The following is a 16,364-nucleotide window of genomic DNA, read 5'->3' as shown; positions in this document are numbered from 1 at the left end:
CTTCGGGTGGGGGACCGGGGAGTCAGGAGCGGGCGCGGGCCACGAGGTGCAGGCGGTCTCCGGTGAGCGCGGTGGAGACGGCGGTCGGGTCGTCGCCGGGGCGGAACGGGTCGTCGCTGCGCGGGCCGGGGCTGTCGAACAGGGCCAGGACGTCGAAGCCCGCGAAGTCGCAGAACGCGCGCAGCTCCTGCGGGAACAGCAGCCGCCACGCGGACTCCTGCACCAGCGGCTGGGCACCGGGGGTCTCCCAGGTGCGGGTGCGGCGCAGCAACTGGGCGGCGTGGTCGAGGCGCAGGCGGGTGTGCGAGGTGTGGTCGACGCCGTCGGCGGTGACGGTCCTGGTGCGGACGCCGTCGAGCAGCTCGGCGTTGCCGGGGGTGCCCGCGAGGAAGAACGCGCCGTTGCGCATCTCGGCGACGAGCAGGCCGCCGGGGCGCAGGTGGGCCCGGCAGGAGCGCAGGCACGCCGCGAGGTCGTCGTTGGTGTGGCAGTAGAGCAGCGCGCTGTCCAGGCAGGTGATCACGTCGAAGGCGCGGCCGAGGTCGAACGCGCGCAGGTCGCCCTCGACGTACTCGCCGGGGTAGGTCGCCCTGGCGTGGGCGAGCATGGCGGTCGAGGAGTCCATCCCGGTGGCCTCGTACCCCAGCGTCGCCAGGTGCCCCAGGTCGCGCCCGGTGCCGCAGCCCAGGTCGAGCACCGACCTGCCGCCGCCGTGCGCGGTGACGACCGCGTCCACCCACCGGGCCGCGACGTGCCCGGGGTCGGGGAACTGCCGCTCGTAGATCGCCGGGTTGTCGGTCAGGAAGTTGCTCATGACACCAACTCTCGGTCCAGCACACCCCGCGACCGCAAGAGCAGCACGCCAAGTGCACCCGCGAGGCCCAACGCCACGCACACCAGCGACCCCGCCGGGCCCGCCCACCCGACGACCACCGTGCTGATCGCCGCGACGACGCCCGAGCCCAGGTAGAACACCCCGAAGCGGGTTCCGGTGAGCCGCTCGTGGCCGAACGAGGACACCAGTTCGAGCACGAACGGCTGCGTCACCGCCACCCCGACGGCCAGCAGGACCGCCGACGCCACGACCGGGACCGCCCCCGGCAGCACCGCCTCGGGCGGGGGCCACAGCCGGGCGAGGGCGGGCGGGGCGAACGCCAGCCCCATCAGCGTGAGCCCGAGCGCGATCGACCGCCAGCGCGGCCAGCCCTGCAGCGCCCGGGTGATCCGCACCTGCGCCAGCAGCGTCACCACGGTCGAGACGACGAACAGCCCGGCCACCGCCGCGGGCGTGCCGGTGAGCCGGATCGCCTCCATCGGCAGCACCAGGTAGAGCTGGTTCTGCAGCGCGAACATCGCCGTCATCACCAGCGTGAACGCCAGGAACCCCCGGTCGGACAGGCACTCCCGCACATCGCCCCACACCGTCTTGCGCGGCGGCGGCACCTCCCGCGCGGGCAGCACGACCGCCTGGGCCACCGTCAGCACGGCGAAGATCCCGGCGGCCACCAGCGCGCTGACCCGGAAGTCGATCAGCAGCAGCGCGCTGCCCAGCACCGGCCCGGTGAGCGCCCCGGCCTGGGCGAAGACGTTGAACAGCGCGAACGCGGGCGCCCGCTCGTCCGGCCCCACCTCGACGGCGATCCACGCCCGCACCGCCGGGTTGAACAGCGCGCCCGCGACCCCGCTGAGCACGGCGGCCAGCAGCAGCACGGCCACCGACTCGCCCACCGCGAACAGCGCGAACCCGACCGTCCGCAGGCCGCACCCGGCGATGATCACCCCGCGCGCGCCGAGCCGGTCGGCCGCGGTGCCGCCGAGCAGGAACAGGCCCTGCTGGCTCAGGGTCCGCGCGCCGAGCACCACGCCGACGGTGGCCACGGTCAGGCCCAGGTCGGCGGTCAGGTAGGTCGCCAGGTACGGGATGAGCAGGTAGAAGCCGACGTTGACGCCGAACTGGTTGACCAGCAGCAGGCGCACCGCCCAGGGGAAGCGCCTCACCGCCGCACCACGCCGAGCCCCGGCCGCGCCGCCAGCCGCAGCACCCCGTCCCCGCCACCGATCCCCGACCACGGGTCGGCGGCCAGCAGCAGGTGCCCGTCCAGGTCGACCCACCTGGCCAGCCCGGCCAGGTGCGCGGCGGGCGCGATGCCCAGCGAGCTGGCGACCAGGCAGCCCAGCATGACCTCCATGCCCGCCGCCCGCGCCGCCTCGGCGATCTCCAGCGCCGCGCGGACACCACCGCACTTGGCCAGCTTGATGTTGACCCCCGCGACCGCCCCGGCCAGCCCGCGCACGTCGGCGAGGGTGTTGGCGTCCTCGTCGGCGATCAGCGGCGCCTCGACGCGCGCGCTGATCCAGGCCAGCCGGTCCGGTGTGCCCGGCGCGATCGGCTGCTCGACGGCCTCCACCCGCGCCGGGGCCGCCGCTTCCAGGAACCGGACGGTCCCCTCGGGGGTCCACGCGCCGTTGGGGTCGACCAGCAGCCGCGCCCCCGGCGCCGCGCGGCGCACGGCGGTGATCCGGGCGAGGTCGTCGGCGTCGCCCATCTTGACCTTGAAGACGCTGAAGCCCCGGCCCACCAGCTCCCGCACCCGCTCGGCCGCCGAGCGCGGGTCCACCATGCCGATGGTGAACGCCGTGGGCGTGTCCGCCGACGGGACGCCGAGAAGCTCGTGCACGGGCTTGCCCGCGAGCTTGCCGAGCAGGTCGTGCACCGCGGCGTCGGCGCCCGCCCGCACCCCGGCGGGGCCGGGCAGCCGGTCGAGCAGGTCCTCCGGTCGGGCCGCCGCCTCCACCACCGGCCGCCAGGCCCGCAGCTCCGCGTCGATGCCCGCGACGTCGAGGCCGAAGAACACGCTGGTCACGACCTCGCCATGGCCGAGCCGACCGGAGTGCTCCAGCGTCAGCTCGACCGCCTGCCTGGCCGCCATCACCGACCGCGAGATGCGCAGCGGCTCCCGCAGCGCCAGGTCCCGGACCGTCCACACGAGCCTCACACCGGCACCGCCTGCCGCGCCGGGTCGGCCACCACGCGGCAGCGCGACCACTCCGAGACCGCCACCGCCGCCGGGTCGGCCACCTCGACCGGCCACCCGGTCGGGGTGCCCAGCAGGCCCCTCGACCGGCAGAACGCGTCGTCGAAGATGGTGTCCAGGTAGCGGTGCGGGCCGTCCGGGAAGATCGTGGCCACCTCGGCCCCCGGGGTGACCCTGGCCGCCCACGCTGCGACCAGCGCCACCGCGCCCGTGCTCCAGCCGCCGGTGACGAACGTGCCGCGCGCCAGCCTGCGGCAGGCGTCGACGACCTCCACCGGGCCGACCCAGTGCACCTCGTCGAACTGCTCGTAGGCGACGTTGCGCGGGTGGATGCTGCTGCCCAGGCCGCGCATCACCCTGGGCCGCGCGGGCTGGCCGAAGATCGTCGAGCCGACGGTGTCGACGCCGATCAGCCGCACCCCGGGGTCGCGCTCGCGCAGCGCCCGGACCACCCCGGCGCTGTGCCCGCCGGTGCCGACGCTGCACACCAGCACGTCGATGCGGTCCAGCCGGGCGAGCAGCTCGGCGGCGAGCCCGGCGTACCCGGCCGGGTTGTCGGGGTTGTTGTACTGGTCGGGCCAGTACGCGCCGGGCACGGTGTCGAGCACCTCGCGCACCCGCTGCCTGCGCGCCTGCTGCCAGCCGCCGACGGCGTGCGGCTCGGCCACGATCTCGAGCCGGGCGCCGTGGGCGCGCAGCAGCGCCCGCATCGACGGCTCCAACTCCTCGTCGACCACGAGCACGACGGGGTGGCCCAGCGCCTGGCCCGCGAAGGCCAGCCCCAGGCCCAGGGTGCCGCTGGTGGACTCCACCACCGTCGAGCCGGGCCGCAGCGCGCCCTTGGCCTTGGCCGCGCGCAGCATCGACACCGCCGCGCGGGCCTTCATCCCGCCCGCGCCGAGGCACTCGACCTTCGCCCAGAAACCGGGGTGCGGCAACGGGAGCGGGGTCGTGACCCGGGCCAGCGGGGTGCGGCCGACCAGGTCGAGCAGAGCCGGGTTCCCGGTCACCGGACCACCTCGGGCGACTGGCGGTACCGGTGCAGGGTGCTGGGGCCGCCGTCGAGCCAGAAGAACGGGTAGGGCTCGGCCGACACCGCCCGCGCGCCGTCGCCGATGAACCACGGCAGCACGGCGCTTCCGGTCTGGGCGAAGAAGACCAGCGGCACACCGGTCTCCCGCGCGTGCCCCAGCAGCAGGTCCACGCCGTCGTCGCCGAGGACCATGCCGGAGGCCAGGATGGCGTCGCAGTCGCCGATGTGCTCGCGCGCGTCGGTGGCGACCGGCTCGTCCCACTCGGTGCTGCCGCCCTTGCGGTCGCACGGCAGGTAGCCGACGCCGCGGGCGCGCAGGTGGTGCAGCAGCGAGTTGACCACCCCGACCACCAGCACCCGCTGCCCCGGGGCCGGGTCGAGCAGGTCGACCACGGCCCCCGCCCGCGCCAGCGACTTCGCCAGCGAGTCGCCCGCGGGCACCACGACCGGCTCGGCGTGCTCGGCGTGCGGGCGCAGGTCCATCAGGTAGGCGTCGAGGGCGGCGACCCGCACCGCGCGCAGCGGGTGGCCCAGCAGCTCGGCCACCGTGCGGCCGACGCAGTCGTGCACGTCGGCGTCGGCGACGGTGCCCGGCTCCACCGCGCACGACCCGACGGCCCGGCCGACGCGCAGGCTGACCACCTCGTTGCGGTACCCGCCGCCGCGGCCGGTGTGCCGCACCCCCTGCCTGGTCGTGAAGCCGACGCTGACCACCGCCTCATCAGGGGCGGCCCCCAGCTCCCCAGCGAGCGCGCGCCGGATGAGCGGTTCCAGGCTCACGCGTAGCTCACCGACAGCCCGTTGACCAGCTCTTCGGCCCTGGCCCTGGCCCTGGCGCCCCGGTCGACGACCATCACGTGCCCCAGGTAGTTGTTGTTGCTGGTCGCGGCCCCCGCGGTGTGCCCGGCGGGCTTGACCGCCCAGTCGACGACCTCGGGCCCGTCCAGCGCGTCGGTGCCGCCGATCCCGGCGACCCGGCCGGGCCGCTCGGGCAGCAGGAACGAGATGGCCGCGCTGCCCGCGCCGGTCGCCACCGCGGTCAGGTCCGGGGTCTCGCCGAGCGCGAGGCGGGCGTGCACCATGGGCAGGTCGACGCCGGTCGTGCGGCGCACCAGCTCGGTGATCTGGTTGCCGCCGGGACGCGGGTTGACCTCCACCAGCCGGGGCCCGGCCTCGGTCAGCTTGACCTCGGTGTGCGCCACGCAGCGGTCCAGGCCGAGCCGCTCGATGGCGGCCACCGCGGTCCCGACGATGACCGCCCGGGTCTCCTCGGGCAGGTCGGCGGGGAACATGTGCCCGCTCTCGACGAACCACGGCGACCCGGCGACGGACTTGTCGGTGACCCCGACGACGTGGGTGGCGCCGTCGGCGGTCACGGTCTCGACGCTGAACTCCGGACCGGCCAGGAACTCCTCCAGCAGCACCAGCGGGCTGCGCTGCTGCCCGCGCGCGTTGACCGGGAACCCCTCGATCGCCCGGAACGCCTCAGCCAGCTCCCCCGCGTCCCCCGCCGTGCGCACGAACATCCCCGCGCACAGGTCGACCGGCTTGACCACCACCGGGTACCCCAGCCGCTGCGCCTTGTCCACCGCCTCCTCGACGGTGCTGACCAGGGCGAAGTCCGGTCCCAGGTCCGGCAGCGCCTGCCGGGTCAGGTCCTTGCGGTAGGCCCGCTCGACCGCGTCGGGGGCGGGGCCGGGCAGCCCGAGGTGGTGGGCGGCGCGCGCGGCGGTCTCGAGGTAGTAGTCGCAGGAGGTGGTGACCCCGTCGAAGCCGAGCAGCTCGTGCGCCCGCGCCAGGAACGGCAGCAGGGTGTCGAGGTCGTTGGTCTCGGCGGTGAGGACGTTGTCGGCGGCCAGCAGCGGGTGCGGGTGGCTGGGCGCCGACCGCAGGTAGTGGTTGAGGTCCCTGGTCACGAAGGTGAACCGCGATCCCGTCTCGCGGATCGCCCGGGGCAGCAGCGCGCTCATCGCCCCGACCCAGCTCTCGACCACCAGCAGATGCCCCACGACACTCCTTCGCTCAGCCCAGTCGGATGGGGCGGAACGATAACCGTTGTCGTTTTTCCCCGGCAAGGCAGGTGCCGCCAATGGGTGATCACGACCACCCGGGCGGTCCAACTCGACGGGGCCCGGCGGACGAGCGCCCTGGAGGTCGACACGGTGTCCGGCTGGACAGGCCGCGCAAAGCGCCTGGTCGCCTGGTGGCCCTCTGGTCGACATCGTCCCGACGCCCGCGTGGGAGACAGCCACGGCGTCGGTTGGTCGGGTCTCCACCGCGACCCGAGGCAGGTCACACGCCTACACGGGCACCTCGCGGGGCGCCGGACTCAGCGGCGCTGCTCGCGGGCCGAGGCGTAGAGGCAGACCGCCGCGGCGGTGGCGAGGTTGAGGCTCTCGGCCTTGCCGTGCAGGGGGACCTTGACGGCCTGGTCAACGTCGGACAGCAGGTCGGCGGGGAGGCCGTGGGCCTCGCTGCCGAAGACCCAGGCGGTGGGGGCGCTCAGCGCGCCCGCGTCGACGGCCTGGTCCAGGTCGGTGCTGGCGTGGCCGTCGGCGGCGACGAGCCGCAGGCCCGCGGCCCGGCAGGCGGCGAAGACGCCCTCGGTGTCGCGGGAGCGGGCCAGCGGCAGGTGGAAGACACTGCCGGTGGAGGCCCGGACGCACTTGCCGTTGTGCGGGTCGACGGTGTCGCCCGCGAAGAGGACCGCCTGGGCGCCCGCCGCGTCGGCGACCCGGGTGACCGTGCCCGCGTTGCCCGGGTCGGAGACGCCCACCAGGACGGCGACGAGCCGCGATCCCGCGGGGAGCGCGTCGGCCAGTGGGCGGTCGAGGAGGTCGCACACGGCGACGACGCCCTGCGGGGTGACGGTCTCGGACAGGCCGGCGGCGGCCTTGTCGGTGACCGGGGAGATCACGACGCCGAGGTCGGCGGCGGAGTCGAGCAGCTCGGCGTTGCGGGCGGAGCCGGTCTCGGTGACGAACAGCTCGTGCACGCGACCATGGGCCAGGGCCTCCCGGACGGCTTGGGCGCCCTCGACGAGGAAGCGGCCCGCCTTGTCCCGGCCCGCGCGGCGGGTCAGGGCCCTGGCGGCGGCGACCCGGGGCGTCCGCTCGGTGAACGGATCAGCCCCGGGTCGCTGGGTGCGCGTGCTCAGGAAGCCGCCTTGCCCTGGGTCCCGGCGTTGGCGCGGGCCAGCTCGACCAGCGCGGTGAACGCGGTCGGGTCGCTGACGGCGAGCTCGGCGAGGATCTTGCGGTCGACCTCGACACCGCCGACCCGCAGGCCCTCGATGAAGCGGTTGTAGCTCATGCCGTTCTGGCGAGCGGCGGCGTTGATCCGCTGGATCCACAGCTTGCGGAAGTCACCCTTGCGGGCGCGACGGTCCCGGTAGGCGTAGTTCAGCGAGTGGAGCACCTGCTCCTTCGCCTTGCGGTACAACCGCGAGCGCTGGCCGCGGTAACCGCTGGCGAGCTCGAGGGTTGTGCGGCGCTTCTTCTGGGCGTTCACAGCCCGCTTGACGCGTGCCACGGGGTACGTCCTGTCGATCAGATGGCCGGTGGGGTGGAACTAACTCCGGCCGGGGGTGGTCAAGGGAAGGGCTAGCGAACTAGCGGGCGAGGAGCCGGTTGAGGCGCTTCACGTCGGGCTTGGCGACCTCTTCGGTGCCGGAGAGGCGACGCGTCAGCGTGGAGGGCTTCTTCTCCAGCTTGTGGCGCAGGCCGGCCTGCTGGCGGCGCAGCTTGCCCTTCCCGGTGATCCGGACGCGCTTGGCGGTCCCGGAGTGGGTCTTCATCTTCGGCATGGTGTTCAGATCCTCATCGTCGTGCCGCCCCGGTCGTTCTCGCTGCCGGGGCGGCAGGCGTCATGTGGTGCGACCGGGAGGCCCGGTCCCGGATCACTCGGCGGGGGTCTCCGCCGGGCCGTCCTGGCTGGGCTCGTCGGAGTCCGAGGTCGCCTTCTGCGACTGCTTGGGCTTCAGGTTCTTGTGCGGCGCCAGCACCATGATCATGTTTCGGCCGTCCTGCTTCGCGGACGACTCCACGAAGCCCAGGTCGACCACATCCTCCGCGAGCCGCTGCAGCAGCCGGAAGCCCAACTCGGGCCGGGACTGCTCGCGCCCGCGGAACATGATGGTGACCTTGACCTTGTTCCCGTGCTCGAGGAAGCGAACGACGTTGCGCTTCTTGGTCTCGTAGTCGTGGGAGTCGATCTTCGGCCGGAGCTTCTGCTCCTTGATGACGGTGAGCACCTGGTTGCGCCGGGACTCGCGGGCCTTCTGCGCGCTCTCGTACTTGAACTTCCCGAAGTCCATGAGCTTGCAGACGGGCGGGCGGGCCTGGGGGGCGACCTCGACGAGATCAAGATCCGCCTCCAGGGCCAGGCGCAGCGCGTCCTCGATGCGGACGATGCCGACCTGCTCGCCGTTCGGCCCGACGAGTCGGACCTCCGGCACCCGGATGCGGTCGTTGATGCGTGTCTCCGTGCTGATGGGGCCTCCTCGGTCGTACTACCTGGTTTTCCTGCGGCGCGACCCGGGCGGGCAGCGCCTGCGCGGCAGTGAGGTCCCCTGTAGAAACAACAACGGGCCCGGCGCCATTCCTGGCGCGGGCCCGCTCCAACCGATCAGCCCTACAGCCCCGCTCGCGCGGGGTATCCCTCGATCCCCGCGTGAGCGGGGGGAACGTGCTGTCGGGCAGCCACCGTCCCCGCCGAGGCGGGGGAGGCGGCAACCGGACCCGGCCGCCTGTGCGGTGACTCGGGTGGGAGCGGGGGCTCCACTTTACCGCCCCGCGTTAACGGGGACTGGTCGCACCTGCAAGGGTAGCAGACCGTGAGCGAAGCATCCGAAGGCCCCGAGGGCGAGTCCCTGTTCAGCACCCGCGACCTCGCGGAGATCCCCAGCGTGGAGGTCATCTCCCGATCGGCCCTGATGCTGATGTCCGCCGCCGCCGAACGCCTCGGCCTGGCCGACGAGGACCCCGACACCAGCCCCCACCGCGACCTCGACGAGGCCCGCCGCCTCATCACCGCGCTGGCCGGGCTCGTGACCGCGTCCGTGGAGTACCTCGGCCCGCACGCCGCGCCCATCCGCGACGGCCTGCAGTCCCTGCAGAAGGCCTTCCGCGAGTCGTCGGCCTTCCCCGACGCCCCCGGACAGGGCCCCGGCGAGAAGTACACCGGCCCGGTCTACTGAGCGAGGTCCCCCTGCCTCGACGCGGCGCCGGGACAGGTGTCCGGACTCAGCGACCCGCGGGTTCGGTCATCTCGATGGCGCCGTCTCGCGCCGTCAGGACCACGTCCGCGTCGTAGCTCCCTTCGCCGAGCGCGGCGAGCTGACCCAGGCTGACCATCCGCACGATCTCGTCGTCGCGCCGGAAGACCAGGAGGTTGCCGTCCTGGACGTAGTCCCCGCTGTGCGTGCCGTCGCCGTCGACCTCGACGGGCTGTCCCAGTTCCCGCTCGACGCGCGCGCCGGAGGCGGGCCCGAGGAGGACGTGCACGGAGGTCCAGTCGCCCGGGGCCAGCTCCTTCAGCGGTCGTGAGCCGCCAGAACGGGCCAGCTCGGTGACAGCCCGCTGCAGGCCCTCGTCGAATTCCACGGCCGCTCCCGGGGTGTCGTCGCCGCATCCCGCCAGCGACGCCAGCAGGATCGCGCTCACGCGCATGTCAGTACTGGTCCGGCTTCGCTGAGGGCCTGCCGGGGTCGCGCTCGTGGGCGGTGGCGAACTCCCCCGCCCACTCCTCGCCGTACCGCTGCGCCATCAGCGCGTTCCAGTGGGCGTGCCGGAAGGCGTCCGCGTGCCCGTCGGTCAGGCCCTTGCCCTCGAACTTGCCCTCCGCCACGTGCAGCGCGACCTGCCGGAGGTCGGCGAACTCCTTGAGGCCCAGGAGCCCCCTCGCGCGCCTGCAGATCGTCGAGCATCGCCGCCTCGGCCTCGGTGACCTCCTCCTTGGCGAACCCGGCCTGCTCGGCCAGCGTGGTGGCCCCCGCGTCGTCGATCTCGCCGGAGCGGATGCCCTGGAGCGCCGAGTCCAGCTCGCTGTCGACCGCGGTCGCCTGCGCCAGGACGGCCTGCACCTCGATCCGCAGGGCCACGACGTCGAGGAGGCCCGCGCCCTCCTCGGCCTCCACCACCTCGCCGTTGACGATCCGCAGGCCGTTCCTGACGGCCTGGTCCTCGGTCGCCTCGACCCTGAGCGCCGGCTCCCGGACGGACTGCTCGGTGTCGTCGATGACCTTCACCGCCGCGGACAGCCGTGCGGCGAGCTCCTCCAAGCTCTGGCGCCGGGCGCGCAAGTCGTTGTCGGCGGCCTCCGCCGCTTGCCCCGCCCACCCCGCGGGCTTGCCGCCGTCGAGCTCGTCCTGCAGGCCGACAACGAGGTTGCGCTGCGCCACCAGGTGGTCGCCGACCTGTCCCACGGCGTCGGCCCGCCACTGCTTGACCTCGTCCCACGTGGCCATCAGCGACCCCCCGTCCGCCCGAAGCCGTCCGTCGCGGCATCCTCCTGCGCCTGGTAGGCCTCGGCCGAGGTGCTCAGCGCGGTCGCGTACGAGTCCACGCCATCGGCCCACCGCACGCTCGCGTCCGCCCACCGCGGCCCGAGCCCGCGGGCCGTCTCGCCGGACGCCGCCCCCGGCAACGCGGCGGCCAAGTCCGCCACTCGATCCAACTCCAGCCCCCGCACGACCTCCGCGGCTTGCCGCGCGGCGGTGGCCGCGGCACGCAGCACATCGGGGCCCACGTCGAAACCGGTCATCTCACCCCCCAGTGAAACGCTCACCCAGCGTACCGGAACAGATGCCCACTGTAGTCGGGTTCGACGACCGCGGGCTCGATCCCCGCAGGTGCCGCACCTCAGCCCCTCCGGTCGCTCAGCCGGTACCAGACCTCGGGACGTCCGACGCCGCCGTACTGCGGCTTGCGCGCCGCGAGGTCGTTGTCGGCCAAGTACTCCAGGTACCGCCGTGCGGTCACCCGCGATGTCCCCACCTGCTCCCCCGCCGCCGCCGCGGACAGCCCCTCCCCCGCGGCCCGCAGCGCCGAGACGATGGCCTGCAACGTCTCCTGGCTCATCCCCTTGGGCAGGGTCAGCACGTCGGACCCGCGCAACGCCCCGAACACCTCGTCGACCTCGGCCTGCCCCGCGGCCTCCCCGTCGCGGGCGCGGAACCGGCGGTACCCGTCGAGCTTGTCGCGCAGGGTCGCGAAGGTGAACGGCTTGAGCAGGTACTGGACCACGCCCACCGAGACCGCCGCGCGGACCACCGCCAGGTCCCGGGCCGAGGTCACGGTGATGACGTCGGCGGTGTGGCCGGTGGCGCGCATGGCCCGGACGACGTCGAGGCCGTGGGTGTCGGGGAGGTACAGGTCGAGCAGGACGAGGTCGACCGGGGTGGTGTCGAGCAGGCGCAGGGCGTCGCGGCCGGAGTGGGTCACGGCCACGACGGTGAAGCCGGGGACGCGGTCCACGTAGAGGCGGTGGGCGTCGGCGGCGACGGGGTTGTCCTCGACGACGAGCACGCGGATCACCGGCGCACCCCCACCGGCAGGCGGACGGTGAAGACCGCGCCCGCGTCCCGGCCCACGTCGATGCGGCCCCCGGTCCGGCGGGTCGCCTGGCCGACGAGCGCCAGGCCGAGCCCGCGGCCGCCCGCCTGGTCCTTCGTGGACCAACCGCGGCGGAAGGCGTCGGCCACCGCCCCGGGGTCGAGGCCGCGGCCGGAGTCGGCGACCCGCAGCACCAGCTCCCCGTCGGCCACCCGCACGCCGACCCGGACCGTGGGCTTGGCGGCCTCCGCGTTGTCCAGGGCGGCGTCCAGCGCGTTGTCGACGAGGTTGCCGAGGATGGTGACCAGCTCCCGGGGCGGCAGCGGGCCGTCCTCGGCGACGACCGAGGCCACACCGGGGTCCGCGGCGATGACCAGCTCCACGCCGCGCTCGCTGGCCTCGGCCGCCTTGCCCAGCAGCAGGGCGGCCAGCACCGGTTCGGACACCGCGGCGACGACCTGGTCGGTGAGCCGCTGGGCGATCTCCAGCTCCGCCGTCGCGAACTCCACCGCCTCCTGGGCACGGCCGAGCTCGACCAGCGAGACCACGGTGTGCAGCCGGTTCGCGGCCTCGTGCGCCTGCGAGCGCAGGGATTCGGCGAAGCCGCGCACGGAGTTCAGCTCGCCGCTGAGCGCCTGCAGGTCGGTGCGGTCGCGGATGGTGACCACGCTGCCCAGCGGCCGCCCGTCGACGCGGACGGTCGAGGAGTTGACCACGAGCACGCGCGTGTCGGTCAGGTGCAGCTCGTCGCGCATCTCCTCGCCGCCGCCCAGGCGGGCGACCAGGTCGCCGGGCAGGCCCAGCTCCGCGAGCGGGCGGCCCTCGGCGTCGTCGGGCAGGTCGAGCAGCTCGCGCACGCCGTCGTTGCACAGGGTCGCCCGGCCTTCCCGGTCGACCAGGACCAGGCCCTCGCGCACCGAGTGCAGGATCGCCTCGTGGTAGCCGATGCGCCTGGCCAGCTCCTCCGGGGCCAGTCCGCCGGTCTGCCTGCGCAGCCGCCTGCTGACCAGGTAGGCGCCCAGGCCGCCGACCAGCAGGGCCAGCCCCGCGACCGCGAGCAGGCCGAGGAAGCGGCCTGCCACCTGCCGGTCGATGGCCTCCAGGGTGACCCCGGCGCTGACCAGCGCCACGACCTGCCGGTCGGTGTCGAACACGGGCACGACGGCGCGCACGGACGGGCCGAGGGTGCCGGTGTAGGTCTCGGTGAGCGCGTGGCCCCGCAGGGCGGCGGCGGTGTTGCCGAGGAACCGCTTGCCCACCTCGTCGGGGTTGGGGTGGGTGTAGCGGACGCCGGTGGTGTCCATGATCGTCACGAAGTCGATGCCGGTGTCGGTCTGCACCTGCTGGGCGTAGGCGCGCAGCCCGGTGGTCGGGTCGGGTCCGGAGACGGCGGCGACCACCGACGGCGAGTCGGCCACGGCCCTGGCCACGGCGGTCGCGCTGACCGCGGCCGAGTCGTGCGCCCTGGCCGAGGTGTCGAGCCAGGCCAGCGCCGCGCCGCCCGCGACGAGCACGCCGACGATCACGGCCTGCAACACCAGCAACTGCCGGGCCAGGCTCCACTGCTTGCGCCCGCTCACCCGCCACCTCCGTTCCCGGACAGCATCCCCTACACCCGTTCGGCCCCCGGCGGGCGTCCGATCGCCGCGCTCGGTGAACGCAATGAACACAACCGTGACCTGAACCACAAGGTGGGCCACGCTCAGCGCGTTCCCCCGGGCCGCGACGCAGCGGCCCTCCACCAGGAGGCACCGTGTCGACCACCTCGTCAGCGACAGCACCGAAGCAGAAGCGGGACCGCACCCACTTCCTCTACATCGCCGTCATCGTCGCCGTCGCCCTGGGCGTCGCGGTCGGCATCGTGCTCCCCGAGGTCGGCAAGGGCCTCAAACCGGTGGGGACGGCGTTCGTCAACCTGATCAAGATGATGATCAGCCCGATCATCTTCTGCACGATCGTGCTCGGCGTCGGCTCGGTCGCCAAGGCAAAGGCCGTGGGCAAGGTCGGTGGCCTGGCGATGGCCTACTTCCTGGCCATGTCGACGGTGGCGCTGGCGATCGGCCTGGTGGTCGGCAACCTGCTGCACCCGGGCGAGGGCCTGCAACTGACCGACGCGGTGCGCGCGGCGGGCGAGAGCCAGGTCAAGGAGGCCGACAGCACCACCGAGTTCCTGCTCGGGATCATCCCGACGTCGCTGGTGTCCGCGTTCACCGAGGGGTCGGTGCTGCAGACCCTGCTGGTGGCGCTGCTGGTCGGCTTCGCGCTGCAGATGATGGGCAAGGCGGGCGCGCCGGTCCTGCGCGGCATCGGGCACATCCAGAAGCTCGTCTTCAAGATCCTGCAGATGATCATGTGGCTGGCCCCGGTCGGCGCGTTCGGCGCGATCGCCGCGGTGGTCGGCGAGACCGGGTGGGTGGCGCTGAAGTCACTGGCGATCATCATGCTGGGCTTCTACATCACCTGCGCGCTGTTCGTGGCCATCGTGCTCGGCGGCCTGCTGTGGCTGGTGGCGCGGATCAACCTGTTCTCGCTGCTGGCCTACCTGGGCCGGGAGTTCCTGCTGATCGTGTCGACCTCGTCGTCGGAGGTGGCGCTGCCCCGGCTCATCGCGAAGATGGAGCACCTGGGCGTGAGCAAGCCGGTCGTGGGCATCACGGTGCCGACCGGGTACTCGTTCAACCTCGACGGCACCGCGATCTACCTGACGATGGCGACGCTGTTCGTGGCCAACGCGACCGGCGCCCCGCTGGGGGTCGGCGAGCAGATCTCGCTGATGCTGTTCATGATCATCGCCTCGAAGGGCGCGGCCGGGGTGACCGGCGCGGGCCTGGCGACGCTGGCGGGCGGCCTGCAGTCGCACCGGCCGGACCTGGTCGACGGCGTCGGCCTGATCGTCGGCATCGACCGGTTCATGTCCGAGGCCCGCGCGCTGACCAACTTCGCGGGCAACGCGGTGGCCACCGTCCTGCTGGGCACCTGGACCGGCGAGTTCGACCGGGAGCAGGCGCGGCGCGTGTTCGCGGGCGACCGCCCGTTCGACGAGGCCACGCTCAGCGACGACCACCACGGCGCGGCCGAGGAGGACCTCCCCGGGCCGCGCGAGTCGGACAAGTACGAGAAGGCCTCCGCCGGCGCGTAGCCGCAGTGGCACGCGGTCGTTGACACCCTGGACCGCCCGGTCTCCGATGCCCCCGGAGCCGGGCGGTCCAGGGCCGGACCAGGCCGAACGGGCGTGCGCGCACCCCTGTTCGGGGGTCACTCGAAGCGGCTCACGTCCCCCGCGCCCACGCGCACGATCTCGGCGACGTCGCCGGAGAAGTCGACGACGGTGGTCGGCACCGTCCCGCACTCCCCCGAGTCGATCACCGCGTCCACGACGTGGTCGAGCTCCTCCTTGATCTCCCACCCCTGCACCATCGGCTCGTCCTGGCCCGGGATCAGCAGGGTCGAGCTGAGCATCGGCTCGCCCAACTCGGCGAGGACCGCCTGCGCCACCACGTGGTCGGGGATGCGCGCTCCGACGGTCTTCTTCTTGGCGTGCATCATCCGCCGGGGCACCTCCTTCGTCGCGGGGAGGATGAAGGTGTAGCCGCCCGGGGTCGACGCCTTCACCGCGCGGAACACCGCGTTGCCCACGTGCACGAACTGCCCCAACTGGGCGAAGTCGCGGCACATCAGGGTGAAGTGGTGGTTGTCGTCGAGCTTGCGGATGCGCTTGATCCGCTCCAGGCCCTCCTTGTTGCCGAGGGCGCAGCCGAGCGCGTAGCAGGAGTCGGTGGGGTAGGCGATCAGCCCGCCGCCGCGCAGCAGGTCGACCACCTGCGTGATGGCCCGCTTCTGCGGGTTTTCCGGGTGGACGTCGAAGTACCTCGCCATGCCCGGCAGGCTAGTCCCCCCGGGGGATACTGGCTGGCGTGACCATGACCAAGGTGGCGTTCACCGACGTCAAGTGGACGATGCTCGTCACGCTGCACATGCGCGCCATGGACAGCAGGCAGGCCGAGCCGGTGCTGGGCGACCGCTTCGCCGCCGAGGCGGAGCGGCGCGTCGACTACGACTTCGGCTCGTGGCGCATGCGCGTGACCGAGGGCGACCGCCACCTGGTGGTGCTGCGCGCCAAGCGGCTGGACACGTGGGCGGCGCGGTTCCTGGCCGCCCACCCCGACGCGGTGGTGGCGCACCTGGGCTGCGGCCTCGACAGCCGCTGGCTGCGCCTCGCGCCACCGCCGACGGTGTCCTGGTTCGACGTGGACCTCCCCGAGGTCATGGCCCTGCGCAGGCAGCTCTACGGCGACGCCGAGGGCTACCGGATGATCGCGTCGTCGGTGACCGACCCGCGCTGGGTGGACCACCTGCCCACGGGCCGGCCGCTGCTGGTCATCGCCGAGGGCCTGCTGATGTACCTCACCGCGCCCCACGTCGCGGGCCTGTTGACCAGGCTGACGGCCCGGGCGCCCGCGGGCCAGGTGCTGTTCGACGCCGTCTCGCCCTGGGTGGTGCCCGCGACGGCCATGCTCTCGCCGCTGCTCGGGGCGTTCCGGATGCGCTGGGCGCTCTCGGACGTGCGCGAGGTGCGGCGCTGGGGCCTGCGCCACCTCGACACGGAAACCCTTCTGGGCCACCACGAACGAGTGCCGTCGCCGCTGGTCCGCTCTGTCTACACCGTGTTCTCGCACGTGCCCCCGGTGCGCGACGCGTTGCGTGCCTTCCGCTTCGAGTTCTGACCCGCCCACCCGCGGCGGC

The 16,364-nt window shown here is 73.6% G+C and carries 20 protein-coding genes; 4 read left to right on the top strand and 16 right to left on the bottom strand.

Annotated features, from left to right (window positions below):
• Nucleotides 1-22: 22 nt before the first annotated feature.
• From GCL84_RS16920 to infC, 10 genes are all read right to left on the bottom strand, one after another.
• Nucleotides 23-814, bottom strand: coding sequence for a class I SAM-dependent methyltransferase (locus GCL84_RS16920; RefSeq protein ID WP_156756446.1), 792 nt, complete (start codon nt 812-814; stop codon nt 23-25).
• Nucleotides 811-1,998: an MFS transporter gene (locus tag GCL84_RS16915; RefSeq protein WP_156756445.1), complete on the bottom strand. Its 1,188-nt coding sequence runs from the start codon at nt 1,996-1,998 to the stop codon at nt 811-813. Before GCL84_RS16915 ends, GCL84_RS16920 begins: the two co-directional genes overlap by 4 nt.
• Nucleotides 1,995-2,996: a dipeptide epimerase gene (locus GCL84_RS16910; protein ID WP_235926338.1), complete on the bottom strand. Its 1,002-nt coding sequence runs from the start codon at nt 2,994-2,996 to the stop codon at nt 1,995-1,997. Before GCL84_RS16910 ends, GCL84_RS16915 begins: the two co-directional genes overlap by 4 nt.
• Nucleotides 2,993-4,045: a PLP-dependent cysteine synthase family protein gene (locus GCL84_RS16905; RefSeq protein WP_156756444.1), complete on the bottom strand. Its 1,053-nt coding sequence runs from the start codon at nt 4,043-4,045 to the stop codon at nt 2,993-2,995. The genes GCL84_RS16910 and GCL84_RS16905 overlap by 4 nt, the downstream gene beginning before the upstream one ends.
• Complete coding sequence (locus tag GCL84_RS16900; RefSeq protein ID WP_156756443.1) at nt 4,042-4,848, bottom strand: hypothetical protein; 807 nt, start codon at nt 4,846-4,848, stop codon at nt 4,042-4,044. The genes GCL84_RS16905 and GCL84_RS16900 overlap by 4 nt, the downstream gene beginning before the upstream one ends.
• Complete coding sequence (locus GCL84_RS16895) at nt 4,845-6,077, bottom strand: ATP-grasp domain-containing protein (RefSeq protein WP_156756442.1); 1,233 nt, start codon at nt 6,075-6,077, stop codon at nt 4,845-4,847. The genes GCL84_RS16900 and GCL84_RS16895 overlap by 4 nt, the downstream gene beginning before the upstream one ends.
• A 320-nt stretch (nt 6,078-6,397) precedes the next feature.
• Entirely contained in the window at nt 6,398-7,225 is an 828-nt protein-coding gene (locus GCL84_RS16890) for a TrmH family RNA methyltransferase (RefSeq protein WP_156756519.1), read from the bottom strand.
• Nucleotides 7,222-7,599 (bottom strand): 50S ribosomal protein L20, encoded by a 378-nt coding sequence (rplT, locus tag GCL84_RS16885; protein WP_035285123.1) that lies wholly within the window; start codon nt 7,597-7,599, stop codon nt 7,222-7,224. The genes GCL84_RS16890 and rplT overlap by 4 nt, the downstream gene beginning before the upstream one ends.
• Nucleotides 7,600-7,678: 79 nt before the next feature.
• Entirely contained in the window at nt 7,679-7,873 is a 195-nt protein-coding gene (rpmI, locus tag GCL84_RS16880; protein ID WP_156756441.1) for a 50S ribosomal protein L35, read from the bottom strand.
• 93 nt (nt 7,874-7,966) lie between these two features.
• Entirely contained in the window at nt 7,967-8,560 is a 594-nt protein-coding gene (infC, locus tag GCL84_RS16875; RefSeq protein WP_156756440.1) for a translation initiation factor IF-3, read from the bottom strand.
• Nucleotides 8,561-8,902: 342 nt separating this feature from the next.
• Here infC and GCL84_RS16870 point away from each other — a divergent pair, with 342 nt between their 5' ends.
• Nucleotides 8,903-9,265 carry a DUF1844 domain-containing protein gene (locus tag GCL84_RS16870; protein WP_197523311.1) on the top strand — a complete coding sequence of 121 codons (363 nt, stop codon included), beginning with the start codon at nt 8,903-8,905 and terminating at the stop codon, nt 9,263-9,265.
• 46 nt (nt 9,266-9,311) lie between these two features.
• Here the strand turns inward: GCL84_RS16870 and GCL84_RS16865 are convergent, their stop codons facing one another.
• Both GCL84_RS16865 and GCL84_RS30990 read right to left on the bottom strand, forming a co-directional pair.
• A complete protein-coding gene (locus GCL84_RS16865) occupies nt 9,312-9,737 on the bottom strand; it encodes a hypothetical protein (RefSeq protein ID WP_235926334.1) in 426 nt (141 codons plus the stop codon).
• Nucleotide 9,738: 1 nt separating this feature from the next.
• Entirely contained in the window at nt 9,739-9,915 is a 177-nt protein-coding gene (locus GCL84_RS30990) for a DUF6973 domain-containing protein (protein WP_407924402.1), read from the bottom strand.
• A gap of 34 nt (nt 9,916-9,949) precedes the next feature.
• Here GCL84_RS30990 and GCL84_RS30985 point away from each other — a divergent pair, with 34 nt between their 5' ends.
• Nucleotides 9,950-10,591 carry a hypothetical protein gene (locus tag GCL84_RS30985; protein WP_407924401.1) on the top strand — a complete coding sequence of 214 codons (642 nt, stop codon included), beginning with the start codon at nt 9,950-9,952 and terminating at the stop codon, nt 10,589-10,591.
• Here the strand turns inward: GCL84_RS30985 and GCL84_RS16855 are convergent.
• The 3 genes from GCL84_RS16855 to GCL84_RS16845 all read right to left on the bottom strand — a co-directional run bounded on the left by GCL84_RS16855 (nt 10,534) and on the right by GCL84_RS16845 (nt 13,201).
• Nucleotides 10,534-10,854: a hypothetical protein gene (locus tag GCL84_RS16855; RefSeq protein WP_235926332.1), complete on the bottom strand. Its 321-nt coding sequence runs from the start codon at nt 10,852-10,854 to the stop codon at nt 10,534-10,536. The two genes, GCL84_RS30985 and GCL84_RS16855, sit on opposite strands and share 58 nt — an antisense overlap.
• 74 nt (nt 10,855-10,928) lie before the next feature.
• Nucleotides 10,929-11,603 (bottom strand): response regulator, encoded by a 675-nt coding sequence (locus GCL84_RS16850; protein ID WP_156756438.1) that lies wholly within the window; start codon nt 11,601-11,603, stop codon nt 10,929-10,931.
• Nucleotides 11,600-13,201, bottom strand: coding sequence for a sensor histidine kinase (locus GCL84_RS16845; protein WP_197523310.1), 1,602 nt, complete (start codon nt 13,199-13,201; stop codon nt 11,600-11,602). The genes GCL84_RS16850 and GCL84_RS16845 overlap by 4 nt, the downstream gene beginning before the upstream one ends.
• 173 nt (nt 13,202-13,374) lie before the next feature.
• Between GCL84_RS16845 and GCL84_RS16840 the strand changes: the two genes are divergently transcribed.
• The gene (locus GCL84_RS16840) at nt 13,375-14,760 is read left to right on the top strand and encodes a cation:dicarboxylate symporter family transporter (RefSeq protein WP_156756437.1); all 1,386 of its coding nucleotides are present in this window, start codon (nt 13,375-13,377) and stop codon (nt 14,758-14,760) included.
• Between the two features lie 116 nt (nt 14,761-14,876).
• On the opposite strand, the gene GCL84_RS16835 is transcribed toward GCL84_RS16840, so the two are convergent.
• Nucleotides 14,877-15,497, bottom strand: coding sequence for an L-threonylcarbamoyladenylate synthase (locus tag GCL84_RS16835; RefSeq protein ID WP_156756436.1), 621 nt, complete (start codon nt 15,495-15,497; stop codon nt 14,877-14,879).
• A 44-nt stretch (nt 15,498-15,541) separates the two neighbouring features.
• Between GCL84_RS16835 and GCL84_RS16830 the strand changes: the two genes are divergently transcribed.
• A complete protein-coding gene (locus GCL84_RS16830; RefSeq protein ID WP_156756514.1) occupies nt 15,542-16,345 on the top strand; it encodes a class I SAM-dependent methyltransferase in 804 nt (267 codons plus the stop codon).
• Nucleotides 16,346-16,364 lie beyond the last annotated feature (19 nt).

Source organism: Actinokineospora pegani (genome assembly GCF_009745975.1).
Classification (GTDB): Bacteria; Actinomycetota; Actinomycetes; order Mycobacteriales; family Pseudonocardiaceae; genus Actinokineospora; species Actinokineospora pegani.
Note: the sequence above shows the minus strand (reverse complement) of the source record. Positions and strands in the feature narration are given on the sequence as shown.